Origin of the sequence: Curtobacterium sp. MCSS17_016, assembly GCF_003234255.2 — a bacterium.
In the GTDB taxonomy this organism is placed as follows: Bacteria; Actinomycetota; Actinomycetes; order Actinomycetales; family Microbacteriaceae; genus Curtobacterium; species Curtobacterium flaccumfaciens.
In genome coordinates, this window is the sequence record NZ_CP126254.1 from 631,871 (window position 1) to 651,704 (window position 19,834).

Here is a 19,834-nt window from a genome sequence, read left to right on the forward strand (position 1 = left end):
CGACTACCCTTGTGCGCTGTGACCGACGCGCGCGAACAGTTGATCCAGTACATCTCCTCCGAAGCGGTGTTCCACGGCGACTTCACCCTGACCAGCGGGAAGAAGGCGACGTACTACATCGACCTGCGGAAGGTCAGCCTGGACCACCGCGTCGCGCCGCTGATCGGGCAGGTCATGACCGAGCTCGTGCAGCAGGTGCCGGACGTCTCCGCAGTCGGTGGCCTGACCATGGGCGCCGACCCCATCGCCAGCGCCGTCCTGCACCAGGCCGCCGCCCAGGGCCTGACCTACGACGCCTTCGTCGTCCGCAAGGAGCCGAAGGACCACGGCCGCGGCAAGCAGGTCGAGGGACCGGACCTCAAGGGCAAGCGCGTCGTCGTGCTCGAGGACACCTCCACCACCGGCGGCTCGCCGCTCAAGGCGGCCGAGGCGCTCGAGCGCGAGGGCGCGATCATCGCCGCCGTCGCGGTCGTCGTCGACCGGGACACCGGTGCCAAGGAGACGATCGAGGCGGCCGGCTACCCGTACTTCGCGGCCATCGGGTTGGCTGATCTGGGGCTGACCGCGTGACCGAGGAGCGTCCGGACGACGCACACGAACCCGACGGCACCGCCGGCCCGGCAGACGGGGACGACGGCCTGGAGGCTCGGCGTGCGTCCGGATCGGACGCTCCGTTCCACGGTCTCCGCAGCGCTGCGGACATCTTCGGGGCTCCGCGCGGCGAGGAGGACTGGCCGTCGCGGCGGGAGCGCCGCGAGGCCGAGCGAACCGCCCGCGAGACGGGCGCGCCGCTGCCGGAGCCGTTCGTGGCCGAGGGGGAGGCGGAGGGCGCCGAGCCTGCTGCTCCTGCTCCTGCTGCGCCGGCTCCTGCCGCGTCTGCGCCGGCCGCTTCGGCTCCGGCGCTCGACGACGGCGCGACCCAGGCCATCTCGATGCCGCCCGAGCTGCTCGCACCCTCCGAGAACCCCGACGCCGTCGTCGAGCACGAGCGCTCCACACTGCACGACCGGATCCCGGCCGCCGCCGACGTCGCGCCGGACTCCACTGCACCGCACCCGTCGTCGATCGTGCTGCCGACGGCGCAGACCCACCGCGACGAACGAGCTGCCGCGTCGAAGGCCATCGAGGACGAGCGTCGCCGCGTCGACCCGTTCGGCGAGGGCCGCGCCGACGTCGACTGGCTCGGCCGCGCGACCGGCAACCACCCGGAGTCCGTGGCGCCCGCTGCTCCCGCTGCGCCGCAGCCCCTCGGCGTCGAGAACGTGCTGCCGCCGACCGAGGAACCGCCGACCTTCACCGACCTGCTGCGCATCACCAGCACCGGGCCGGTCCCCACGCAGACGGGCGCGCACGACCGGCCGTTCGACTGGGCGCTCGGTGACGACGAGCCCGGCGAGGTCCCGGCGACGCTGACCACCGACTCGTTCGACACCACCGCGCTGTCCGCCGGGTCCTGGTCGCTCGCCGACGAGTTGGACGACGAGGACGAGGTCGTCGCAGGCGAGGTCGACACCCCGGCCTCCGGGCTGCCGCAGGCACCGCGGACCTACCCGGTGCCGCCGGCGGTCCCCGTGCCGCCGGTGGTGCCGCCGGCGGTCCCGGCTGCGCCCGTGTCGGACACGGCTGCTCCGGCTGCCGTTCCCGCCGCTGATGCTGCTGGTGCTCCGTCGGAGGCGACCGAGGCCGTGGACGTGCCCCGTGAGCCCGCCGGAGACGACGTGCCGGACGCGACTGAGGGCCTCCAGGTCGATGCGCCGACCACCGCGATGCCGGCGGCCGGGACGCCCTGGTGGTCCGAGCCCGACGCGACCGTGCCGCCGACCGCGGCACCGCCGCTCGTCGAGCCGGCTGCCGGTGCCCAGGAGTACCCGGCGCACCTGCCGCCGTCGGTGGGGCAGGACCTCGACGCCGTGCTCGGACTGCGTGGGAACGACACCGGTCCGCAGCCGGAGTCCCTTCCTGCCGCGGCGCCGGACGACCTGGACCAGTCCGAGTGGGACGGCCGCGAGACCAGTGACACGAGTGCCATCAAGGACCTGTTCGGCACCGAGGCCGTCGGGCAGCTCGGCGGGACCGGCTACGACCCGGAGGACACCGGGACACGGATGATGCCGGCGGCTGCGGTGCCCGCGGCTGCTGCCGCTCCTGCTGCTGCCCCCGCGCCCGCGCCCGCTGCTGCTGCTGGGCGGCCGGCCGGCGGTCCGGACCGGCAGTCCGGCGACCGCGACAACTTCATCAACGAGGGCTTCGCGCGACTGCGGAACGAGGGCAAGCGCGGCAAGCAGCTGCTGATCTACGGGTCGATCGCGCTGATCCTCGTGCTCATCGTGCTGGTGTTCCTGCTGTCGAAGTGGATCCTCGGCAACAACATCGCCGACCAGGTCGTGCCGACGAAGTCGCCGGTGGCTGCCTCGTCGGCGCCGGCGACCCCGAGCGCTGCGCCGTCGGCGTCGGCCTCGCAGCCGGGAGACGCCGCAGCGCCGGCCGCCACGTTGCAGTTCGCCACGACCCCGGCCCTGCCCGGCGAGCACCCGTGGACCGACCTGGCCGGCGGGGAGTGCCTGTCGCCGTTCACGAACGCGTGGTCGCAGACCTTCACGGTGGTGGACTGTGCGACGCCGCACATCGGGCAGCTGACCGCACGGCTCACGGTCGAGGGCGACACCTACCCGGGTGCCGAGGCCCTGGCGACCCAGGCGGCCGACCAGTGCCAGTCCGACGCGGCGCTGAACGCCTCGGCCGCCGCTGCCGTGGGGGACGTGCAGGTGCAGGGTTCCTACGCGCCGGACCAGGCGACGTGGGACCAGGGTGACCGGTTCATCGCGTGCTTCGTGACGCGGTCGTCGGGGCAGCCGCTGACCGGGTCGTTGGCGCCGGGGGCGTAGAGGCGGGCCTGTCGGCGCGGGTCGCACGCGTTCTGCGACGATCCACCCCGTGATCGACTGGTGGTCTGTCGGAACATGCACACGCAGCGACTGCATGCGCAACGAACGACATCCCACCCGTCGAACGACGAGTGGGATGTCGGAACATGTACGCGCATCGGCTGAGATGCGCCGGCGTCAGGCGCTCGCGGGCACCTTCGCCGACACGTCGGACAGCGTCTGCAGGTCGTCGGCGGTGAGCTCGAGCTCCGCCGAGGCCAGCAGCGCCGGCAGCTGCTCGGTGTTCCGGGCGCTCGCGATCGGCGCGACGACGTCGGGCTGCGCCTGCAGCCAGGCGAGTGCGACGGTGGCGATCTCGGAACCGTGTGCATCGGCGATCGAGGACAGCGCGTCCACGACGGCGAGCCCCTCGTCGGTGAAGTAGCCGGACACCTGGCCCTCGCGGTCCTTGCCGGCGAAGTCGTCCTTCGAGCGGTACTTGCCGGTCAGGAACCCCGCGGCGAGCGAGAAGTACGGCACCACGCCGAGTCCGTGCTCGTGCGCGAGCGGCGCGATCTCGGCCTCGTACGGCTGGCGGGTGACCAGGTTGTAGTGCGGCTGGATGGCGACGGGCTGGGCGAGGCCGTTCTCCGTCGCGATGCGGATCCACTCCGCGGCGCGGTCCTTCGAGTAGTTCGAGATCGCGGTGTAGCGGACCAGGCCGTCCTGCACGAGCTGGTCGAAGGCGCGGACGGTCTCCTCGAGCGGGGTCGACTGGTCGTCGAAGTGCGCGTAGTACAGGTCGATCCGGTCGGTGCCGAGGCGCTCGAGGCTCGCGCGGGCAGCGGCGGCGACGGTGCCCGCGGCGAGGCCCTGGAACTCCGGGTGCTGCGAGCCCTTCGTCGCGATGACGACGTCGTCCCGCTTGCCCGAGGCGCGCAGCCACGAACCGATGACCCGCTCGGACTCGCCGCCCGAGTTGCCCGGCGCCCAGGCCGAGTAGACGTCCGCGGTGTCGATGAAGTCGCCACCGGCCGCGGTGTAGGCGTCGAGGACCTGGTGCGAGGTCGACTCGTCCGCCGTCCACCCGAAGACGTTGCCGCCGAGGGCGAGGGGGAACACGTGCAGGTCACTGGTACCGATGCGGGGCATACGGAGGTCCTTTCGTGGTCGGAGGTGCGGTGGGAGCGGACCGCACGTCTCCCGACGCTATGCCCCGATGCTTGACACGGCCCCGGCGTGAGGGGCTTCGATGGACGGATGACCACGCTCACCGATGCCCTCGCCGATCCGCGATCCTCCGCCCGGCTGCAGGCCGTGATGGCCGCGGGGACCACCCCGGACCCCGCGGACCTCGAGGTGCTCGTGGCACAGTGCGCCGTCGAGCCGGACTTCTTCGTCCGCGACATGCTGACGTGGGCGCTCACCCGGCACCCCGCCGACGACGTCGTCGCCCGCGTCCTGCCCGAGCTCGAGCGCCCCGAACCCCAGGCCCGCAGCCAGGCGCTCCACACCCTGTCGAAGATCGGCGACCCGGAGGCGTGGCCGGCGGTGCGCCCGCTGCTCGAGGACCACGACGACGAGGTGCTCCGCGCCGCCTGGCGCACGGCCGTCGCACTGGTGCCGGACGACGAGCGGGCGTCGCTCGCGCGGACCCTCGCCGTGCAGCTCGGCATCGGAGACCGCGAGCGTCGGCTCAGCCTGTCGCGTGCTCTGGTGGGACTCGGCGAAGACACCGTCGGACCGGTCCTCGTCGCGGCCGCCGACCGGGGGACCGACGCCGTCCGGGAGCACGTGCACGAGACCGAACGGCTGCTGCACGACCCGGATGCGGCATCCGCGCTCGCCCTCGAACGGGCCCGGCGCGAGGTCGCGCTCGGCCGGACGCGCTCCGTCAAGGGCTAGGGCCGGCGGGCGCGCCCGGCCGGGAGCGCCGGGTGGTCGCGAACCGTCGCCGTCGCGGCGGTGGGGCGGGCGCGTCGCGCGGTCACGACACCCCGTGGCCGGGGTGCCGAGTGGTCGCGAACTGTCGGTTGCGGGGCTGCCGGGCGACGGTTCCTGACCGCTCGGCGGACGTGAGCGGGGTGTCGTGACCGCCCGGCCAGCCGACCATCCAGCCCGCGCGCGCCGTGCGGTCAGTCGCCGTCGGGTGCGAGCCAGATGGAGGACGCGGCGGCGGCCGGCAGGTCGACGAGGGACTCCGAGCCGTCGGTCGCCCGCCGCGACACCGCGATGACGCCGGCGTAGTCGCGCACCCGCTCGACCCGCAGGTGCGTCCCCAGCCCCACCCCGAGTTCGTCGAAGTACCGCAGCAGCGAGGGGTCGTCGTCCGAGACCCGGTCGACGGTGCCGCACGCTCCCGGCTCGATCGCACCGAGCAGCGTGCCGGGGGAGTCCGGCACGATGCCGTCCGCCCCGGGGATCGGGTCGCCGTGGGGGTCGTGCGTCGGGTGGCCGAGGTCGGCGTCGACCCGGTCGAGGAACTGCTCGGACACGGCGTGCTCCAGGGCCTCGGCCTCGGTGTGGACCTCGTCCCACGAGTAGCCGAGCCGCTCCACCAGGAACGTCTCGATCAGCCGGTGCCGCCGGACCATCGCCACCGCGACCTGCTGCCCGAGCGGGGTGAGCACGACGCCGTAGTACGGGGTGTGCTCGATCAGGCCGTCGCGGTCGAGCTTCTTGAGGTTGCCCGAAACCGTCGACGCCGACACCTTCAGCGACGCCGCGATGTCCCGCGTCGCCAGGCCGGGCCCGCCGCGCTCGCTGGCCTTCCAGATGAGCTTGACGTAGTCCTCTGCCATGGTGGACAGGGAGGGCAGGCGCATACCGCCAATCGTACGTCCCGCCTGGTACAACCAGCAGATGACCACCACCGCCCCCGTCCGAGCCCGCCGCCGTCGCTGGCCGGTGCCCCCGTCGCTACTGCTCGGGCTCGCGCCGATCGTGGTCTTCGCGGCGATCAGCGCCTGGCGGTCACGACCGAGCGACGACTACGCGACCCTTGCGCAGACGGTCGACAGCGTCGTGCACGCCCTGGTCATCCCCGAGGGCATCGCCGTCGTGGCACTCGCCCTGTTCGTCACGGCGCTCGGTTGGTGGCGGATCGCCACGGTCGACCCGGTCCGGACGCGGCTGCGGTGGACGATGCTCGCGCCGATCCTCGTGCTCGTGGTGTGCGTCGTCCGGCTGCCCCTGATCGACTGGACGGCGCTGCCGGCGCACTACTTCCTGCTGCTCGCCGTCGGGGTGCTGTTCGTCGGGGTCTTCGAGGAGCTCATGGCCCGCGGGACCCTGCTCGTCGGGCTGCGGCGGCGCCTGCCGGAGATGGGGGTCTGGGCCCTGTCGTGTGCGCTGTTCGGGCTGCTGCACCTGCTCAACGCGCTCGCCGGAGCCGGGATCGGGCCGACGCTCATCCAGGTGGTGTTCGCGGCGTCGTTCGGGTCGACGCTGTACGTCGCGCGTCGGCTGACCGGGTCGCTGCTCGCCCCGGTGCTGCTGCACGGCTTCTGGGACTTCGGGTCGATCGGGTTCTCGGCGACCGCGGACACGGGCGACTTCGGCAAGTTGACGCTGCTCGGCCTGATCGGGCTGTTCTCGTTCGGGGTGCTCGCGTTCGGCATCGTGGCCGGCGGGGTCATCGCCTGGTACGACGACCGGCCCCGTCGGCTCGCGAAGCGGTGGCGGACGGTACCGCCGATGGCGGCCTTCGCTCTGGAGGTCCGTGGCGCGTCCCACGAACCGGCTGCGGCGGGTGCCGCGGTCGCGTCCGGTGCGGGGGTCGACGCGCGGTAGCGGCCGCGCCGACGCGCGCGGTCGCGTGTGACCGGCTAGAGCTCGACCTCGAACGGCTCGGTGCGCACGAGCTCGTGCACGCCGGAGATGACCTCGCTCGGGCGGAACGGGTACCGGTCGATCTCGGCCTGGTCGCTGATGCCGGTCATCACGAGCACGGTGTGCAGCCCCGCCTCGATGCCGGCCTGCACGTCGGTGTCCATGCGGTCGCCGATCATGCCGGTGTTCTCGGAGTGCGCGCCGATCCGGTTCATCGCGGAGCGGAACATCATCGGGTTCGGCTTGCCGACCACGTAGGGCTGCTTGCCGGTTGCCTTCTCGATCATCGCCGCGATGGCGCCGGTGGCCGGCAGGACCCCCTCGGCGCTGGGGCCGGTGGCGTCGGGATTCGTCACGATGAAGCGGGCGCCGGCGCGGATGAGCCGGACGGCCTTGGTGATCGCCTCGAACGAGTAGTTGCGGGTCTCGCCGACGACGACGTAGTCGGGGGCGGTCTCGGTCATGATGAACCCGGCCTCGTGCATGGCGGTCGTCATGCCGGCCTCACCGATCACGAACGCCGAGCCACCGGGCATCTGCGACTTGCAGAAGTCAGCGGTCGCGAGCGCACTCGTCCAGATCCGCTCCTCGGGCACGTGCAGGCCCGAGCCCCGCAGTCGGGCGCTGAGGTCGCGCGGCGTGAAGATCGAGTTGTTCGTCAGCACGAGGAATTCGGTGCCGTCGTCGAGCCACTGCTGGATGAGTTCCGGCGCGCCCGGGAGCGCCTGGTTCTCGTGGACGAGCACGCCGTCCATGTCGGTCAGCCAGCACTCGACGTCGTCTCGGGTCGCCATGGCCCTCACCCTACTGCGCAGGGGTTCAGGCCCGGCTCGTGGCCGGCTCGGAAAGGGCCGGGAGGCCCGGGGCGGCTCTTGCGCGCTGCTCCGAGACCCGAGAAGGTCGAGACACCGAACCGTGGTCGGCTTTTGCCCTACGCTTTTCGGGACACGTACCGAATCAAGGAGGCCCCTCGTGCTCGTCGAACCCGGAACCCCGTCCGCCGCGCCCCGACCCACCCCGGTGTCGGAGACGGAGCTCGAGGTGACGCCGCGACGACGCCGAGGCCGCCCGAACGCGCTCTCCCGCGAGCAGGTGATCGACGCCGCCACGACCATCGCGAACGAGGACGGCCTCGACCGGCTGTCCTTCCGAGCCCTGGGCGTGCGGCTCGGGGTCGCTCCGATGACCGTGCACCGGACCATCGGCGGGCTGGACGACCTGCACGCCGAACTCGTCCGCCGCACCGTCGACGAGTTCACCGCGACCTTCGTCTGGCCGGACGAGTGGCACGCCGTCGTCCGCACCTTCGCCACGACGTTCCGCGGCCTGATGCGCACCCACCCGCTCGTGCTCGAGTCGCACAGCCAGCGCGCCCCGCTCGCCTCGACCGAGTCAGACGCCGTCGTGGCGAAGGTCGTCGGTGCCCTGCAGGACGCCGGGCTGCCGCCGGCCGAGGCGATGTACACCTTCTTCGTCGTCTACGACTTCGTGGTCGGGCACGCCGGGGTGCAGGTCGGGCGCGGGGACTCCGAGGCCGGCCGCCCCGAGCGGCACCGGCTGGTGGGCGAGATCCTCGGCGAGCACTCCTACGACGACCGGTTCGCGCTCGGCCTCGACATCCTGATCGCCGGCATCGAGTCGCGCATCGCCCACGGGGCCGGCACCGCGTGAGCCCGCGGCGGCGCCGGGCGCTGCGGTCGTCGGGTCGGTGCCGCGTGCGCCGTACGCTGGTCGGGTGACCACTGCGCCCGAACCGTCGCACGAGCTGACGACCAACGGGGTGGGGCCGCACCCGGAACCCAGGCCCGACGACCCGAGGCTCGACCCGGAGCTGCTGGCCGCCGGGGACTCCCGGAACGTGCTCGACCGCTACCGGTACTGGTCGATGGACGCGATCGTCGCCGAGCTCGACACCCGCCGGCACGCGTTCGACGTCGCGATCGAGAACTGGCAGCACGACCTGAACATCGGGTCGATCGTGCGGAGCGCCAACGCCTTCCTGGCCGGCACCGTGCACATCATCGGACGACGCCGGTGGAACAAGCGCGGGGCGATGGTCACCGACCGGTACCAGCACGTTCGCTACCACCCCGACGTCGAGGCGTTCCTCGCCGCGATGGCCGAGGAACAGCGACCCGTCGTCGCCATCGACAACACCCCCGGGGCCGAGCGCATCGAGACCGCGACGATCCCGGAGCGCTGCGTGTTCCTGTTCGGGCAGGAGGGCCCCGGGCTCACCGACGAAGCGGTGGCCGGGGCGTCCGGGCACCTGGAGATCACGCAGTTCGGGTCGACGCGGAGCATCAACGCCTCGGCGGCGGCCGCGATCGTCATGCACTCGTGGGTCGTCCAACACGCGGAGTTGCCCGGCGCGAGTTCGTGAGCAGAAATGGTCGGGTACGGGCCCTGGACCCGACCATTCGTGCTCACGAAGCGGGCGGGGCGGAGGCGGGGCGGGCCTCCCGGCCGGGGTCCGTGCTGACGCGTCAGCGCGCGGCGGTGGTGCGGCGCGCGACCAGGCGGGGTTCGACGAGGAGTTCCGTGGCGGCGATCCGCGGATCGGCGATGCGGGCCAGCAGGCGCTCGCCGGCGCCGCGGCCGATCTCGACACTGCGGTCGTCGATGCTCGTCAGGCCGACGTACCGCATCGCGGCCACCGGGGTGTCGTCGTAGCCGATGACGGAGACGTCCTCGGGGACGCGCAACCCGCGTTCGGCGAGCTCGGACAGGGCGCCGAGGGCCATCACGTCGTTCGCGGCGAAGACGGCCGTGACGTCCGGGTGCTCGTCGAGGAGCATGCCGAGGGCGCGGGAACCGGCCTCCTCGGTGGGTTCGCCGGGCAGGACCGTCGCGACGACGGAGGCGCGTGCTGCTGCGGCCTGCTCGAAACCGGACTGGCGTTCGGCCGAGGCCGCCGAGCTCGCCCCGACGAACCCGAGTCGGGTGTGGCCGAGGTCGAGCAGGTGCTGCGCTGCGATGCCCCCGCCGGCGTGGTCGTCGTTCGCCACGGTGTCCGCGCGGGGGATCGCGACGCGGCCACCGGCGATGACGAGCGGCATCGAGGCGGGGATCGCGAGGTCGGTGGTGGGCTCGCCGGCGATCACGATGCCCTCGACGCGCATGGAGAGGAAGCCCTCCACCGGAGACGCATCGAGCCCCGTGTTGAGGAACCGGTCGGCGACCACGAGCCGGTGCCCCTGGTCCTGCAGGCTCTCGCGCAGACCGGTGAGCAGGTCCACGAACCACTGGTTGCGGAAGTCGTCGAGCACCACGCCGATGGTGCGGCTACGTGTACCGGCGAGGGAGACGGCCGCGGTGGAGGGCCGGTAGTCGAGCTCCTGGATCGCCTTGAGCACGGCGGCCCGGCGCTGGTCGCTGACCCGGGGGGAGCGCTGCAGCACGAGGGAGACGAGGGACTTCGAGACCCCGGCGCGTGCGGCGACGTCGTAGATGGTCGCGGGCTTGCCGTCTCCCATGATGCGCTTCGACCTCCGTTGGCTCGTGCGTCGATCGTAGCGGTTGACGTGACATGGGCCGGCGGGTGGGTGTGGGGTCGGTTCCGCTTCGTGAGCAGAAATGGTCGGGTGCGGGGCGGCGACCCGACCTTTTCTGCTCACGATCCGCGCGTGGCTGGTCCTCCACACGGGAGGCCCGGGGTGCGTTGTGCACAGAAGTCGCGTTCGGTGCGCGGGCGGTGGGCGCGGGGCGCGAACGTGGTGGTCATGCGAGCACGACCACTTCCGACACCGCTGCGTGGGCGCGCGTTCGACGTCGGTGCCGCCGACCGCGCGGGCGTCTCCCGACAACGACTCCGGCGGCGTGACCTGATCCGGCCGACCCGGTCGGTCCGATGGGCACGTGACCGTCCGCCCGACCCGGTCCACCGGATCCGTGCGATCCGGCCGGTCCTGGTTCCCGGGCAGTTCATCAGCCACGTCTCGGCGGCGGTCCTCTGGCAGCTGCCGGTCCCTGCCGCCGACGACGGACCGGTGCACGTCACGAGTCCCCTGCCGATCACACAACCACGACGCCACGGGGTCGTCGGGCACCGCATCACACCGGACCGTGCCCGGGTGACGGAGCGGTGGGGGATGCCGACGAGCACACCCGCGGCGCTGTGGGTGGACTGCGGTGCGATGCTCTCGGTCGACCAGCTCGTCGTGCTCGGGGACGCCATCGTCACGGAACGGCGGTGCGAGACGACGATCGACGACCTCGCTGCCGCCGTCGCCCTGGCCGGAGCGCGATCGGGTGTCCGACGACTGCGCGTGGCGCTCGAGCTCGTGCGGGTGGGGGCCGGGTCGCCGCAGGAGACCCGAGCACGGCTGGCGATCGTCCGCGCGGGGCTGCCCGAGCCCGAACTGCAGGTCGACGTGCTGGACGAAGCCGGTCGGTTCGTCGGCCGCGTCGACCTGGCCTACCCGGAGCACCGCATCGTCATCGAGTACGAGGGCGACCACCACCGGACCGACGCCGAGCAGTGGGGCCGTGACCTCCGCCGCTACCGCGAGATGGACCGACTCGGCTGGGCGGTGGTCCGGTGGACGAAGTCCGACCTGGACCACCCGGCGTTCGGCGCGGTCGGACAGCTGAGGTCGCTGCTCGCTCGTCGGGGGTAGCGTCCGCGGCATGGCGACGCTGCTCATCACCGGAGCCGCGGGCCGGATCGGGAGCGCCCTGCGTCCTCGACTGCGGTCCGCGGGACACGACCTCGTGCTGCTCGACGAACAGCGACCCCACGATCCGATCGTCGCCGGGGAACGGTTCGTGCCCGGTTCGGTGAACGACGCGGCGGCGGTGGATGATGCGCTCGCCGGGGTCGACACCGTGGTGCACCTGGCGGGCATCCCGACCGAGGCCGCCTGGGACGACCTGATCGCGGCGAACCTGACCGGCACGAAGAACGTGCTCGAACGGGCGGCCGCCGCCGGGGTGCTCCGGGTCGTGCAGGCCAGCTCGATCCACGCGGTGGGGCTGGTGCCCGAACCCCTCGACCAGCCGGGGAGCGTGCCCGGCGACCGGCTGCCCCGTCCGGACACGTACTACGGCGTGACGAAGGCGGCGATGGAACTGCTCGGCAGCCTGTTCGCCGACCGGTACGAGATGTCGATCGTGTCCGCGCGGATCGGTGCGTTCGGTGCGCTGCCGCCGACGACCCGGGGGCTGCTCATGTGGACCTCGCCCGACGACCTGACGCGCCTGGTCCTCGCGACCGTGGCACTCCGCGACCCCGGGCACCACGTGGTCTGGGCCCTGTCGCGGAACACCGGGTCGCCGGCTGACCTGTCCGCCGGGGAGCGCATCGGGTTCCATCCCCTCGACGACGCGTCCGCCGTGCTCGATGCGGACGCCCGAGCAGCCCTGCCGACCGACGACCTGAGCACCCTCGGCGGCGGGATGGTGCACCAGCCGCTCGGCGAACGCACTTCGTGAGCAGAAGAGGTCGGGTGACCTGATGCCACCCGACCTCTTCTGCTCACGAAGCCCGCGCCCGCGCCCGCGCCCGCGCCCGCGCCCGCGCCCGCGCGCGCGCGCGCGCGCGCGCGCGCGCGCGCGCGAGCGCCCGCCCGCGCGAGCGCCCGCGCCCGCCCGGCGCCCCGCTACCCGATCAGGCTCGGGCGCAGGTCGCGCAGCGTGCGGGAGCGGGTCTGCCGCGCCGTGACCACGAAGGACACCAGGAGCGCCCCGAGCAGCCAGCAGAGCAGCACGCCCGCGTCCGACCACGCGGCACCGAGGTTCCCGCCGTACATCGTCTGCCGGATCGCGTCGACCGAGTACGTCATCGGCAGCGCGAAGTGCAGCGCCGCCAACGGCCCCGGCAACGTCTGCCACGGGAACGTCCCGCCGGCGGTGACGAGCTGCACGAGCATGAGCACCAGGCCGAGGAACTGCCCCACCGATCCGAGCAGCACGTTGAGCGCCATGATGATCGCCGCGAAGGTCGCCGAGGCCAGCACCATGATCCCGATCGTGCCGCCGACGTGCACCACGTTCAGGTCGAGGGCGAAGCGCACGATGAAGAACAGCGCCACCATCTGCACCAGGCCGAGGAGTGCCGGCGTCAGCCAGCCGCCGAACACCACGGCGAGGGGCTTCCGCACCGCCGTGATCGCACGCTTGGAGATCGGCTTGAGGATGAGGAACAGCGCGTACATGCCGATCCAGGCCGCGAGCGAGATGAAGAACGGCGCGAGGCCGGCACCGTAGTTCGACGCGGCGGCGACGTTGTCGTCCCCGACCTTGACCGGGTCGGAGATGACGGAGGCCTGCGACTCCCGCTCCGAGGCGTTCGACGCCGGGATCTTCGTGCGGCCCTGGTCGAGCGACGACGCGAGCTTCGACGAGCCGGTCGTGAGCTTGTCCAACCCCGATGCGAGCGACGAAGCGCCCTGGTCAGCGGTCTTCGCACCGGTCGCGAGCTGGGACGCACCCGACGACAGGGTCGGAGCGGCCGATGCCAGCGTCGAGGTGCCGTCGGCCACCTTCGAAGCTCCCGACGAGAGCGTCGAGGCGCCCGTGGCCGCGTCCGCGATCCCGGACGACAGCTCCGGGGCCTTCGCGGCGAGCTTGCCGGTGCCGTCGGCGAGCGTGTCCGAGCCGTCGGAGAGCTGCTGGATGCCGCTCGTCAGCGCCGGGGCCTGCTCGGCGAGCTGGGAGGCGCCCGCGGACACCTGCGCGCTGCCGGTCTTGAGCTTCTGCAGGTTGCCGGACAGGTCGCCGGCACCGGTACCGAGCTCGGTGCTGCCGGCCTGCAGGTTGTCGAGCCCGGCGAGCAGCCGGGTCTTCTGTTCCGCGGAGAGCACCGTGGAGGCTTGGACGACGGGCTTCAGCGACGCGACGAGTTCCGGCGACTGCGCAGAGAGCTGCTGGACGCCCGCGATGAACGGTGCGGCCTCGTCGGCCAGCGTGGCGTTCCCGGCGGCGACCTGCGACGCACCAGTTGACAGGCGCGCAGAGTCGGAGGGAAGCGAAGCCGTCTGGTCACGGAGCTGGTGCAGCCCGGACTGCAGCTGCTGCGCCCCGCTGTCCAACTGCTGCGTCTGCGACGGCAGTGCCGCCGTCTGCTGCTGCGCGCTGGCCAGCCCGGACGCCAGGGTCGACGCCCCCGACGCCACCTGCTGCGCTCCGCTGTTCAGCTGCTGGGTCTGCGACGGCAGGTCGGCCGTGCCGGACGCGAGCTCCGCCGCACCGGACGACAGCTTGCCGGTACCGTCGGCGAGCGTGTGCGCACCACGGTCCGCCTTCTTGGTCCCGGAAGCGAGCTCATCGGCACCGTCGACGGCGTCGCCGAGGCTGTCGCGGACGTCGGCGAGTCCGACGAGCAGGGTCTTCGCGGCCTGCTTGCCGACGCGCTCGGCGACGGCGGTGCGCATGGTCTTGCCCGCCTGCTCGGCGATGGTCGAGGCCAGGTACGAGTTGGTGTCGGCCGTCGTCATGACGAGCTTCGCCTGCGTCGGGTCGTCGGACTGCGCGGACACCAGGTGCTCGGAGAAGTCGTGCGGGATGGTGACGACGAAGTCGTAGGTGCCGTTGCGGACGCCGGAGCGGGCGTCGGCGGCGCTGGTCTTCGTCCACTTGAAGTCGGCCCCGTCGATGGCCTCCTTCGTGACGTCCTTGCCGTAGTCGACGTGGTCGCCGTCCAGCGTCGCACCGGCGTCGAGGTTCACGATCGCGGCGGGGATCTGGTCGAGCTTCGCGTACGGGTCGCGGTTCGCCCACAGGTAGGCGCCGCCGTAGAGCAGCGGCACGATCATCAGCGCGATGAACGCCAGGCGTGCGAGCGGGGTCGCGGTGAGCCGCGCGAGTTCTGCGCGGACGAGCGAGGTGGTGGTCACTTCTGTGCCTCCGTCGGGACGGTTGCGGATGCTTCGGTGACGGAAGGAGCGGCCGGGAGGCCCGGCTCGGTTCCGTCGGTTCGGGCCACGTCCTCGGGGTCCTCGGTCTGGGGCGTCGCGAGCGTCGCGACGTCGTCGTGCGTTTCGATGCCGTCGTGCGTGTCGATCGTGTCGAGCAGGTGCTCGACGGTGGTGGCAGCGGCCTTCGAGGTCACGAGGACCACGGTCAGGCCCCGTCGTGCGACGTCGCGGACCACCTGGAACCAGTCCTCGACGGCGCCGCCGTGCCGTTCGGGCGAGGTGATCACGATGCCGGTCACACCGTCGCGGAGCAGGGCGAGTTCGACCAGCAGCCGGACGCGCACGACGGTCGGCACCCGCTGCACGGCGGTGTCGACGTAGTCCCGCAGTCCGAGCTCGTCGAGCACGGTGTCGACGTGCTCACGGTTCGGGCGCTGCCCGGCGAACGCGAGCTCCTCGCGCACGATCTGCTTGAGGGTCATGACGGGGAAGGGCTCGGCGACCCCGGGGGTGTCCACGAGGGCGAACGAGCGGCGGACGGCTGCCGGGTCCTCGTGCCCGTCGAGCAGCAGGCGGCCGGTGTCGGGCTGCATGCGGCCACCGGCGACGAGTGACGCGAGCACGGGTGCCTGCTCGGTCTCGACGGCGAGGACCCCCGGGCGTCCGGGGCCGGCGACGGCGGAGACGACGGGCAGGGGTGCGCCGGGCTCCTCGCCGATGCCGACGTGGTCGAGTTCGAGCGTCATGCGTGGTCCTTCGGGGCAGGGGCGGGAGCGGGAGCAGCGGGTTCGGAGAGCAGCGCCGTGCGCCAGTCGATGCCGGCCATGCCCAGCGCCGACACCACCACCATGCGCCGTCCGTCCTCGTCGCTCGTGCCGGAACGGGTGGCCTCGTCGAGGACGGCGATGCACGCGCCCTCGACCAGACGGCCGAGGGTCTCGGGGTCGACGTCGTCCCGCATGGCGCCGTCGGCGATCCCGAGCGCGCACGCCTGGCGTACCTGCGAGCGCAGCGGCGCGAACACCTCGGCGACGGGTTCGGCGAACGGGCTGCGCACGGCGACCCGGGCCATCGAGCGGACGTGCGACACCTCGGTCCAGAGCGTCACCGCGATGGCGGCGAGACGTGCGGCCGGCGGGAGCTCCTGCAGGTCCGATGCGGTGGGCATGGCTGCGGCGATCCGGGCGGCACCGGCGGTCACGACCTCGCGCACCAGGTCGTCGCGGGAGGGGAAGTGTCCGTACACCGCACGGCGCGAGAGTCCCGCAGCCGCGGCGATCGTCTCGATCGAGGCGTCCGGGTCCTGCTGCAGACAGGTCTTCGCCGCGTCGAGGAGGGCTGCCCGGTTCTCCGTGGCGTCGCGGCGGGGCGCGCGGGAGGGCTGCTCGGTGGTGGTCACGCACCCCATCGTAATAACGTGCACACGGGTGTGCAACTTAACAGGTTCCGTCCCTCGGACGAGGGGAGTCCCCCAAAGAGCGGACTGTCTTCCCTGAGAACGAACGCATAGCTTCACAGGAATCTCATGCGAACCACGGACTGAGCCAGGAGTGCCCTCTTTGAACCGTGCAACACCGAACACCGACCCGAACCCAACCCCCCATCGCTTCACCCGCGTCCTGACCGCCGGCATCGCCGTGGCGGCCCTCGCGTGTGGCGGTCTCGCAGTCGGGGGCGCGGCCTCCGCAGCTCCGGCCGGGATCTCGGTGGCCGACCTCAAGCTCTCCGCCCCGCTCCGTGACGCCAAGCCGACGAAGACCCTCGCCGCGTTCGTGCGCACGACCGGCCAGGGTGCCCTCGAAGTGGACGCCAAGGCGAAGGGCGGGGACCTGACGAAGTCGCGGACCCAGTCCTCCGCGGCCAAGAACCGCGTCGAGGCGATCCAGTCGACCGTCGCCGCGGTGCGGTCGGCCGTCAAGCGCGCCGACGCCGACGCGACCGAGCTCTACTCGACCGAGTACACCGTCCCGGGCGTCGCGGTCGTCGCCGACGTCGACGCGTTCCGGAAGATCGCGGAGCGCTCCGACGTCGAGAGCATCATCCCGCTCACGCCGAAGAAGATCGTCGAGCCGACGGTCAACGAGAACGCCGGCGCCGCTCCCTCGGGTGTCGACCCCAGCCTGGTCCAGCCCGGTGCCGACGGCGTCGCGCCGAAGAACGCCGCGAGCGACGTCTACACGCGCTCGCTCAACGCCTGGCAGCAGACCGGCCACACCGGTAAGGACGTCAACGTCGCCGTCCTCGACACCGGTCTCGACTACACGCAGGCCGACTTCGGCGGCCCCGGCACCACCGAGGCGTACCAGCAGGCCCTGGCGAACGCGAGCGGCGGCGCCCCGGACCCCAGTCTGTACGACGCGTCGAAGTTCCTCGGCGGGTACGACTTCGCCGGTGCGACCTACAACGCCGACCCGACGGACCCGGATGCCTACGACCCGGTGCCGGCTCCCGACGACAACCCGATCGACGGCAAGGGCGGCGACCACGGCACGCACGTGTCCGGCTCGATCGCCGGCTACGGCCTGACCGCCGACAAGCAGCAGTTCGACGGCGACTACACCAAGCTCACCACGCAGCAGGTGCAGGACATGTGGATCGGTCCGGGCACCGCGCCCGAGGCCGGCCTGTACGCCCTGAAGGTCTTCGGTGACAACGGTGGTTCGACCGACGTCACCGGTGCCGCGCTCGACTGGGTGGGCCAGGCGCTCACCGAGGGCAAGGACATCAACGTCCTGAACCTGTCGCTCGGCTCCGACTACGGCGCGCCGGACGACCCCGACAACGCCAAGATCGACGCACTGACCGCTCGCGGCGTGCTCCCCGTGATCGCCTCGGGCAACGCCGACGACTTCACCGACATCGGTGGGTCGCCGGGCAACGCCGAGGGCGCGCTCACCGTCGCCGCGAGCGCCACCGGCCAGTCGCTCTACGACGGCGTCCAGGTCACCGCACCGGCCGACGTCGCGAAGACCTACCGCTCGCAGTACTCGTCCAACTTCAAGGGGACCCTGCCCGTCGAGGGCGACGTCGTCGTCCCGACCGCGAACATCGACGGCTGTGCCGCGTTCAGCGCCGCCGACGCCGCGAAGATCAAGGGCAAGGTCGTCTGGCTGAAGTGGACGGACGCCGCGCTCGAGTGCGGTTCCCTCGTGCGCTTCAACAACGTCGAGGCCGCTGGCGGCGTCGGCGTCCTGCTGGCGGGCACGCTCGACACGTTCGAATCCGGCATCGGTGGCAACGCGACCATCCCGGGTGCCGAGCTGACCGCGAAGAGCGTGGCGAGCCTCCAGGCCACCGCCAAGGCGGGGACCCTGCACGTGCGCTTCGCGGACGAGCTCAAGGGCTTCGAGGTCGCCATCGAGGCGGACGCCGTGAACACGCTCGCGTCGTTCACCAGCCGTGGTGTGCACGGATCGTTCGACGACATCGTCAAGCCGGACATCGCCGGCCCCGGGGTCAACGTGATCTCGGCGGCCAACGGCACCGGTGACGGCCGCATGTCGATGAGCGGTACCTCCATGGCCACGCCGGACGTCGCGGGCATCGCGGCGCTGACGTTCCAGTCGCACCCGACCTGGTCCGCCCCGCAGGTCAAGGCGGCCCTGATGAACACGGCGACGCACGACGTGAAGGACGGCAACCGTTCGGCCACCCTGCTCCGCCAGGGCACCGGTCGCGTGGACGCACTGCAGGCGGTCACCGCCGGCACCACGGTCCGCAGCGCCGAGAACGACCAGCTCGTCACCGCGTCGTTCGGCGTCGTCGAGGTCGCGAGCGGGACGAGCGAGACCCGCACCCTGCAGATCGACAACACCGACAGCACGGCGCACACGTACAACGTGTCGTACCAGCCGCAGGTGTCGCAGCCGGGTGTGACCTTCGCGCTCAGCTCGAAGCAGGTCACGGTGCCCGCCAACGGCACCGCGTCGGTCACGCTGACGTTCTCGGTCGCCGACGCGACGAAGCTCCGCCGGGTCATCGACCCGACCCAGGAGGCCGTCCAGCAGGGCTACCAGCGCGAGTTCGTGGCCGCCGCTTCCGGCATCGTGGCGTTCGCGCCGACCGACAGCTCGCTCAACCCGATGCGCCTCGGGGCCTACGTGGCCCCGAAGCCCGTCAGCGCGGTCCGGGCCCGGACCACGGTCTCGTTCACGGGACCGGGCAAGTCGGCCGAGCTCACGCTCAAGGGCCGCACGCTCGACCAGGGCGGACTGACGACCGGCTACCACGCCGCCGTCGCTCCGTTCGTGCTCGGCGGCACCGACCCGGCCGAAGCGTTCCCCGAGGGTTCGGCGACGCGCTCGCTGCAGGCGGCCGACGTCCGTTCCTACGGTGCGTCGTACGACAAGTCGTCGGGAACCCTGGCGTTCGGCGTGCAGACCGCCGGTCCGGACGCGAACCCGGGCGCCGTGACCAACGTCGAGGTCCTCATCGACACGGACCGTGACGGCGAGCCCGACTTCCTGGTGTACAACGCGAAGTCGGCTGCCGTGGACGCCACGTTCGCCACGACGGTCGACCTGGCGAAGGCCGCCCTGGACGACCCGGACGTCGACCCCGTCGTCGACGTCCAGCCGCTCAACGGCGGTGCGCCCGGACAGGACGTGAACACCTTCGACAGCTCGGTGAAGGTGCTGACCGTCGCTGCGAAGGCCATCGGTTCGTCGAAGAAGTTCGACTACACGGTGCTGACGGAGTCGGCCTACGCCCCGGGCGCCGCCACCAGCGGTTCCTCGGTCGTGGACGAGACGAAGACGGCCACGTTCGACCCGTCGAAGCCGAAGCTGTCGTTCTCGCAGGACGGCACCTCGGGCGTGCTGTTCGCCGACGCCGACTCGCTCACGGTCACCCGTGCCTCGGGTGTCACCAAGGCGACGGTGCTGCTGCTCCACCTCGACAACGCGGCGGGCAAGCAGGCCGACACCTCGACGATCAACGTGGTCCCGCCGAAGCTCGCGCTGGCGAAGGGGAGCAAGGTCACGGTGAGCGGGACGGCGAAGGTCGGCTCGACCCTCACCGCGAAGCACGGTACGTGGAGCACGACGAAGGCGACCTACAAGTACCAGTGGCTGCGTGACGGCAAGGTCGTCAAGTCGGCAACGGGTACCAAGTACAAGCTCGGCTCGTCCGACGTCGGGCACCGCATCAGCGTGCAGGTGACGGCTCACGCCTCCGGGTACGAGGACGGCACGGCCAAGTCCGGGGCGACCGCGAAGGTCACGCGCCGCTAGGACAGGGAGCGCGCGCGGTTCACCCGCCACCTGGTGAGCAGAAGAGGTCGGG

Annotated in this window: 16 protein-coding genes; 9 read left to right on the forward strand and 7 right to left on the reverse strand. The window is 72.1% G+C overall.

The genetic code is table 11. From position 1 onward, the window contains the following. Positions 1-18: 18 nt before the first annotated feature. Complete coding sequence (gene pyrE / locus DEJ19_RS03145; RefSeq protein ID WP_071404348.1) at positions 19-570, forward strand: orotate phosphoribosyltransferase; 552 nt, start codon at positions 19-21, stop codon at positions 568-570. Further along, a complete protein-coding gene (locus DEJ19_RS03150) occupies positions 567-2,885 on the forward strand; it encodes a septum formation family protein (protein ID WP_111234114.1) in 2,319 nt (772 codons plus the stop codon). Before pyrE ends, DEJ19_RS03150 begins: the two co-directional genes overlap by 4 nt. Before the next feature lie 177 nt (positions 2,886-3,062). On the opposite strand, the gene DEJ19_RS03155 is transcribed toward DEJ19_RS03150, so the two are convergent. Next, positions 3,063-4,016 carry an aldo/keto reductase gene (locus DEJ19_RS03155; RefSeq protein WP_111234113.1) on the reverse strand — a complete coding sequence of 318 codons (954 nt, stop codon included), beginning with the start codon at positions 4,014-4,016 and terminating at the stop codon, positions 3,063-3,065. Positions 4,017-4,124: 108 nt separating this feature from the next. On the opposite strand from DEJ19_RS03155, the gene DEJ19_RS03160 reads away from it, so the two are divergent. Beyond that, positions 4,125-4,769: a HEAT repeat domain-containing protein gene (locus DEJ19_RS03160; RefSeq protein WP_111224836.1), complete on the forward strand. Its 645-nt coding sequence runs from the start codon at positions 4,125-4,127 to the stop codon at positions 4,767-4,769. A 230-nt stretch (positions 4,770-4,999) separates the two neighbouring features. On the opposite strand, the gene DEJ19_RS03165 is transcribed toward DEJ19_RS03160, so the two are convergent. Then, positions 5,000-5,689, reverse strand: coding sequence for a metal-dependent transcriptional regulator (locus DEJ19_RS03165; protein WP_027464846.1), 690 nt, complete (start codon positions 5,687-5,689; stop codon positions 5,000-5,002). A gap of 37 nt (positions 5,690-5,726) precedes the next feature. Between DEJ19_RS03165 and DEJ19_RS03170 the strand changes: the two genes are divergently transcribed. Continuing rightward, entirely contained in the window at positions 5,727-6,656 is a 930-nt protein-coding gene (locus DEJ19_RS03170; protein WP_181441628.1) for a CPBP family intramembrane glutamic endopeptidase, read from the forward strand. Between the two features lie 35 nt (positions 6,657-6,691). Here DEJ19_RS03170 and DEJ19_RS03175 read toward each other — a convergent pair whose 3' ends face one another. After that, positions 6,692-7,489, reverse strand: a complete 798-nt coding sequence (locus DEJ19_RS03175) for an HAD-IIA family hydrolase (RefSeq protein WP_111234111.1) — start codon at positions 7,487-7,489, stop codon at positions 6,692-6,694. A gap of 178 nt (positions 7,490-7,667) precedes the next feature. Between DEJ19_RS03175 and DEJ19_RS03180 the strand changes: the two genes are divergently transcribed. Beyond that, positions 7,668-8,366 (forward strand): TetR/AcrR family transcriptional regulator, encoded by a 699-nt coding sequence (locus DEJ19_RS03180; protein ID WP_181441627.1) that lies wholly within the window; start codon positions 7,668-7,670, stop codon positions 8,364-8,366. A 64-nt stretch (positions 8,367-8,430) separates the two neighbouring features. Continuing rightward, a complete protein-coding gene (locus DEJ19_RS03185) occupies positions 8,431-9,078 on the forward strand; it encodes a TrmH family RNA methyltransferase (RefSeq protein WP_111234110.1) in 648 nt (215 codons plus the stop codon). Between the two features lie 103 nt (positions 9,079-9,181). Here the strand turns inward: DEJ19_RS03185 and DEJ19_RS03190 are convergent, their stop codons facing one another. Beyond that, positions 9,182-10,171 (reverse strand): LacI family DNA-binding transcriptional regulator, encoded by a 990-nt coding sequence (locus tag DEJ19_RS03190; protein WP_110864260.1) that lies wholly within the window; start codon positions 10,169-10,171, stop codon positions 9,182-9,184. Positions 10,172-10,417: 246 nt separating this feature from the next. On the opposite strand from DEJ19_RS03190, the gene DEJ19_RS03195 reads away from it, so the two are divergent. Beyond that, positions 10,418-11,314, forward strand: a complete 897-nt coding sequence (locus DEJ19_RS03195) for an endonuclease domain-containing protein (RefSeq protein WP_111234109.1) — start codon at positions 10,418-10,420, stop codon at positions 11,312-11,314. Between the two features lie 10 nt (positions 11,315-11,324). After that, entirely contained in the window at positions 11,325-12,128 is an 804-nt protein-coding gene (locus DEJ19_RS03200; protein ID WP_111039193.1) for an NAD-dependent epimerase/dehydratase family protein, read from the forward strand. Between the two features lie 167 nt (positions 12,129-12,295). Here DEJ19_RS03200 and DEJ19_RS03205 read toward each other — a convergent pair whose 3' ends face one another. Genes DEJ19_RS03205 through DEJ19_RS03215 form a run of 3 tightly spaced genes read right to left on the reverse strand, consistent with a single transcriptional unit; the run spans position 12,296 to position 15,950 of the window. Continuing rightward, entirely contained in the window at positions 12,296-14,530 is a 2,235-nt protein-coding gene (locus DEJ19_RS03205) for a YhgE/Pip domain-containing protein (protein WP_111234108.1), read from the reverse strand. Then, the gene (locus DEJ19_RS03210; RefSeq protein WP_111234107.1) at positions 14,527-15,297 is read right to left on the reverse strand and encodes a hypothetical protein; all 771 of its coding nucleotides are present in this window, start codon (positions 15,295-15,297) and stop codon (positions 14,527-14,529) included. The genes DEJ19_RS03205 and DEJ19_RS03210 overlap by 4 nt, the downstream gene beginning before the upstream one ends. Continuing rightward, a complete protein-coding gene (locus DEJ19_RS03215) occupies positions 15,294-15,950 on the reverse strand; it encodes a TetR/AcrR family transcriptional regulator (RefSeq protein WP_111047973.1) in 657 nt (218 codons plus the stop codon). Before DEJ19_RS03215 ends, DEJ19_RS03210 begins: the two co-directional genes overlap by 4 nt. A 160-nt stretch (positions 15,951-16,110) precedes the next feature. Here DEJ19_RS03215 and DEJ19_RS03220 point away from each other — a divergent pair, with 160 nt between their 5' ends. Further along, entirely contained in the window at positions 16,111-19,782 is a 3,672-nt protein-coding gene (locus DEJ19_RS03220; RefSeq protein ID WP_111234106.1) for a S8 family peptidase, read from the forward strand. Positions 19,783-19,834: the final 52 nt, after the last annotated feature.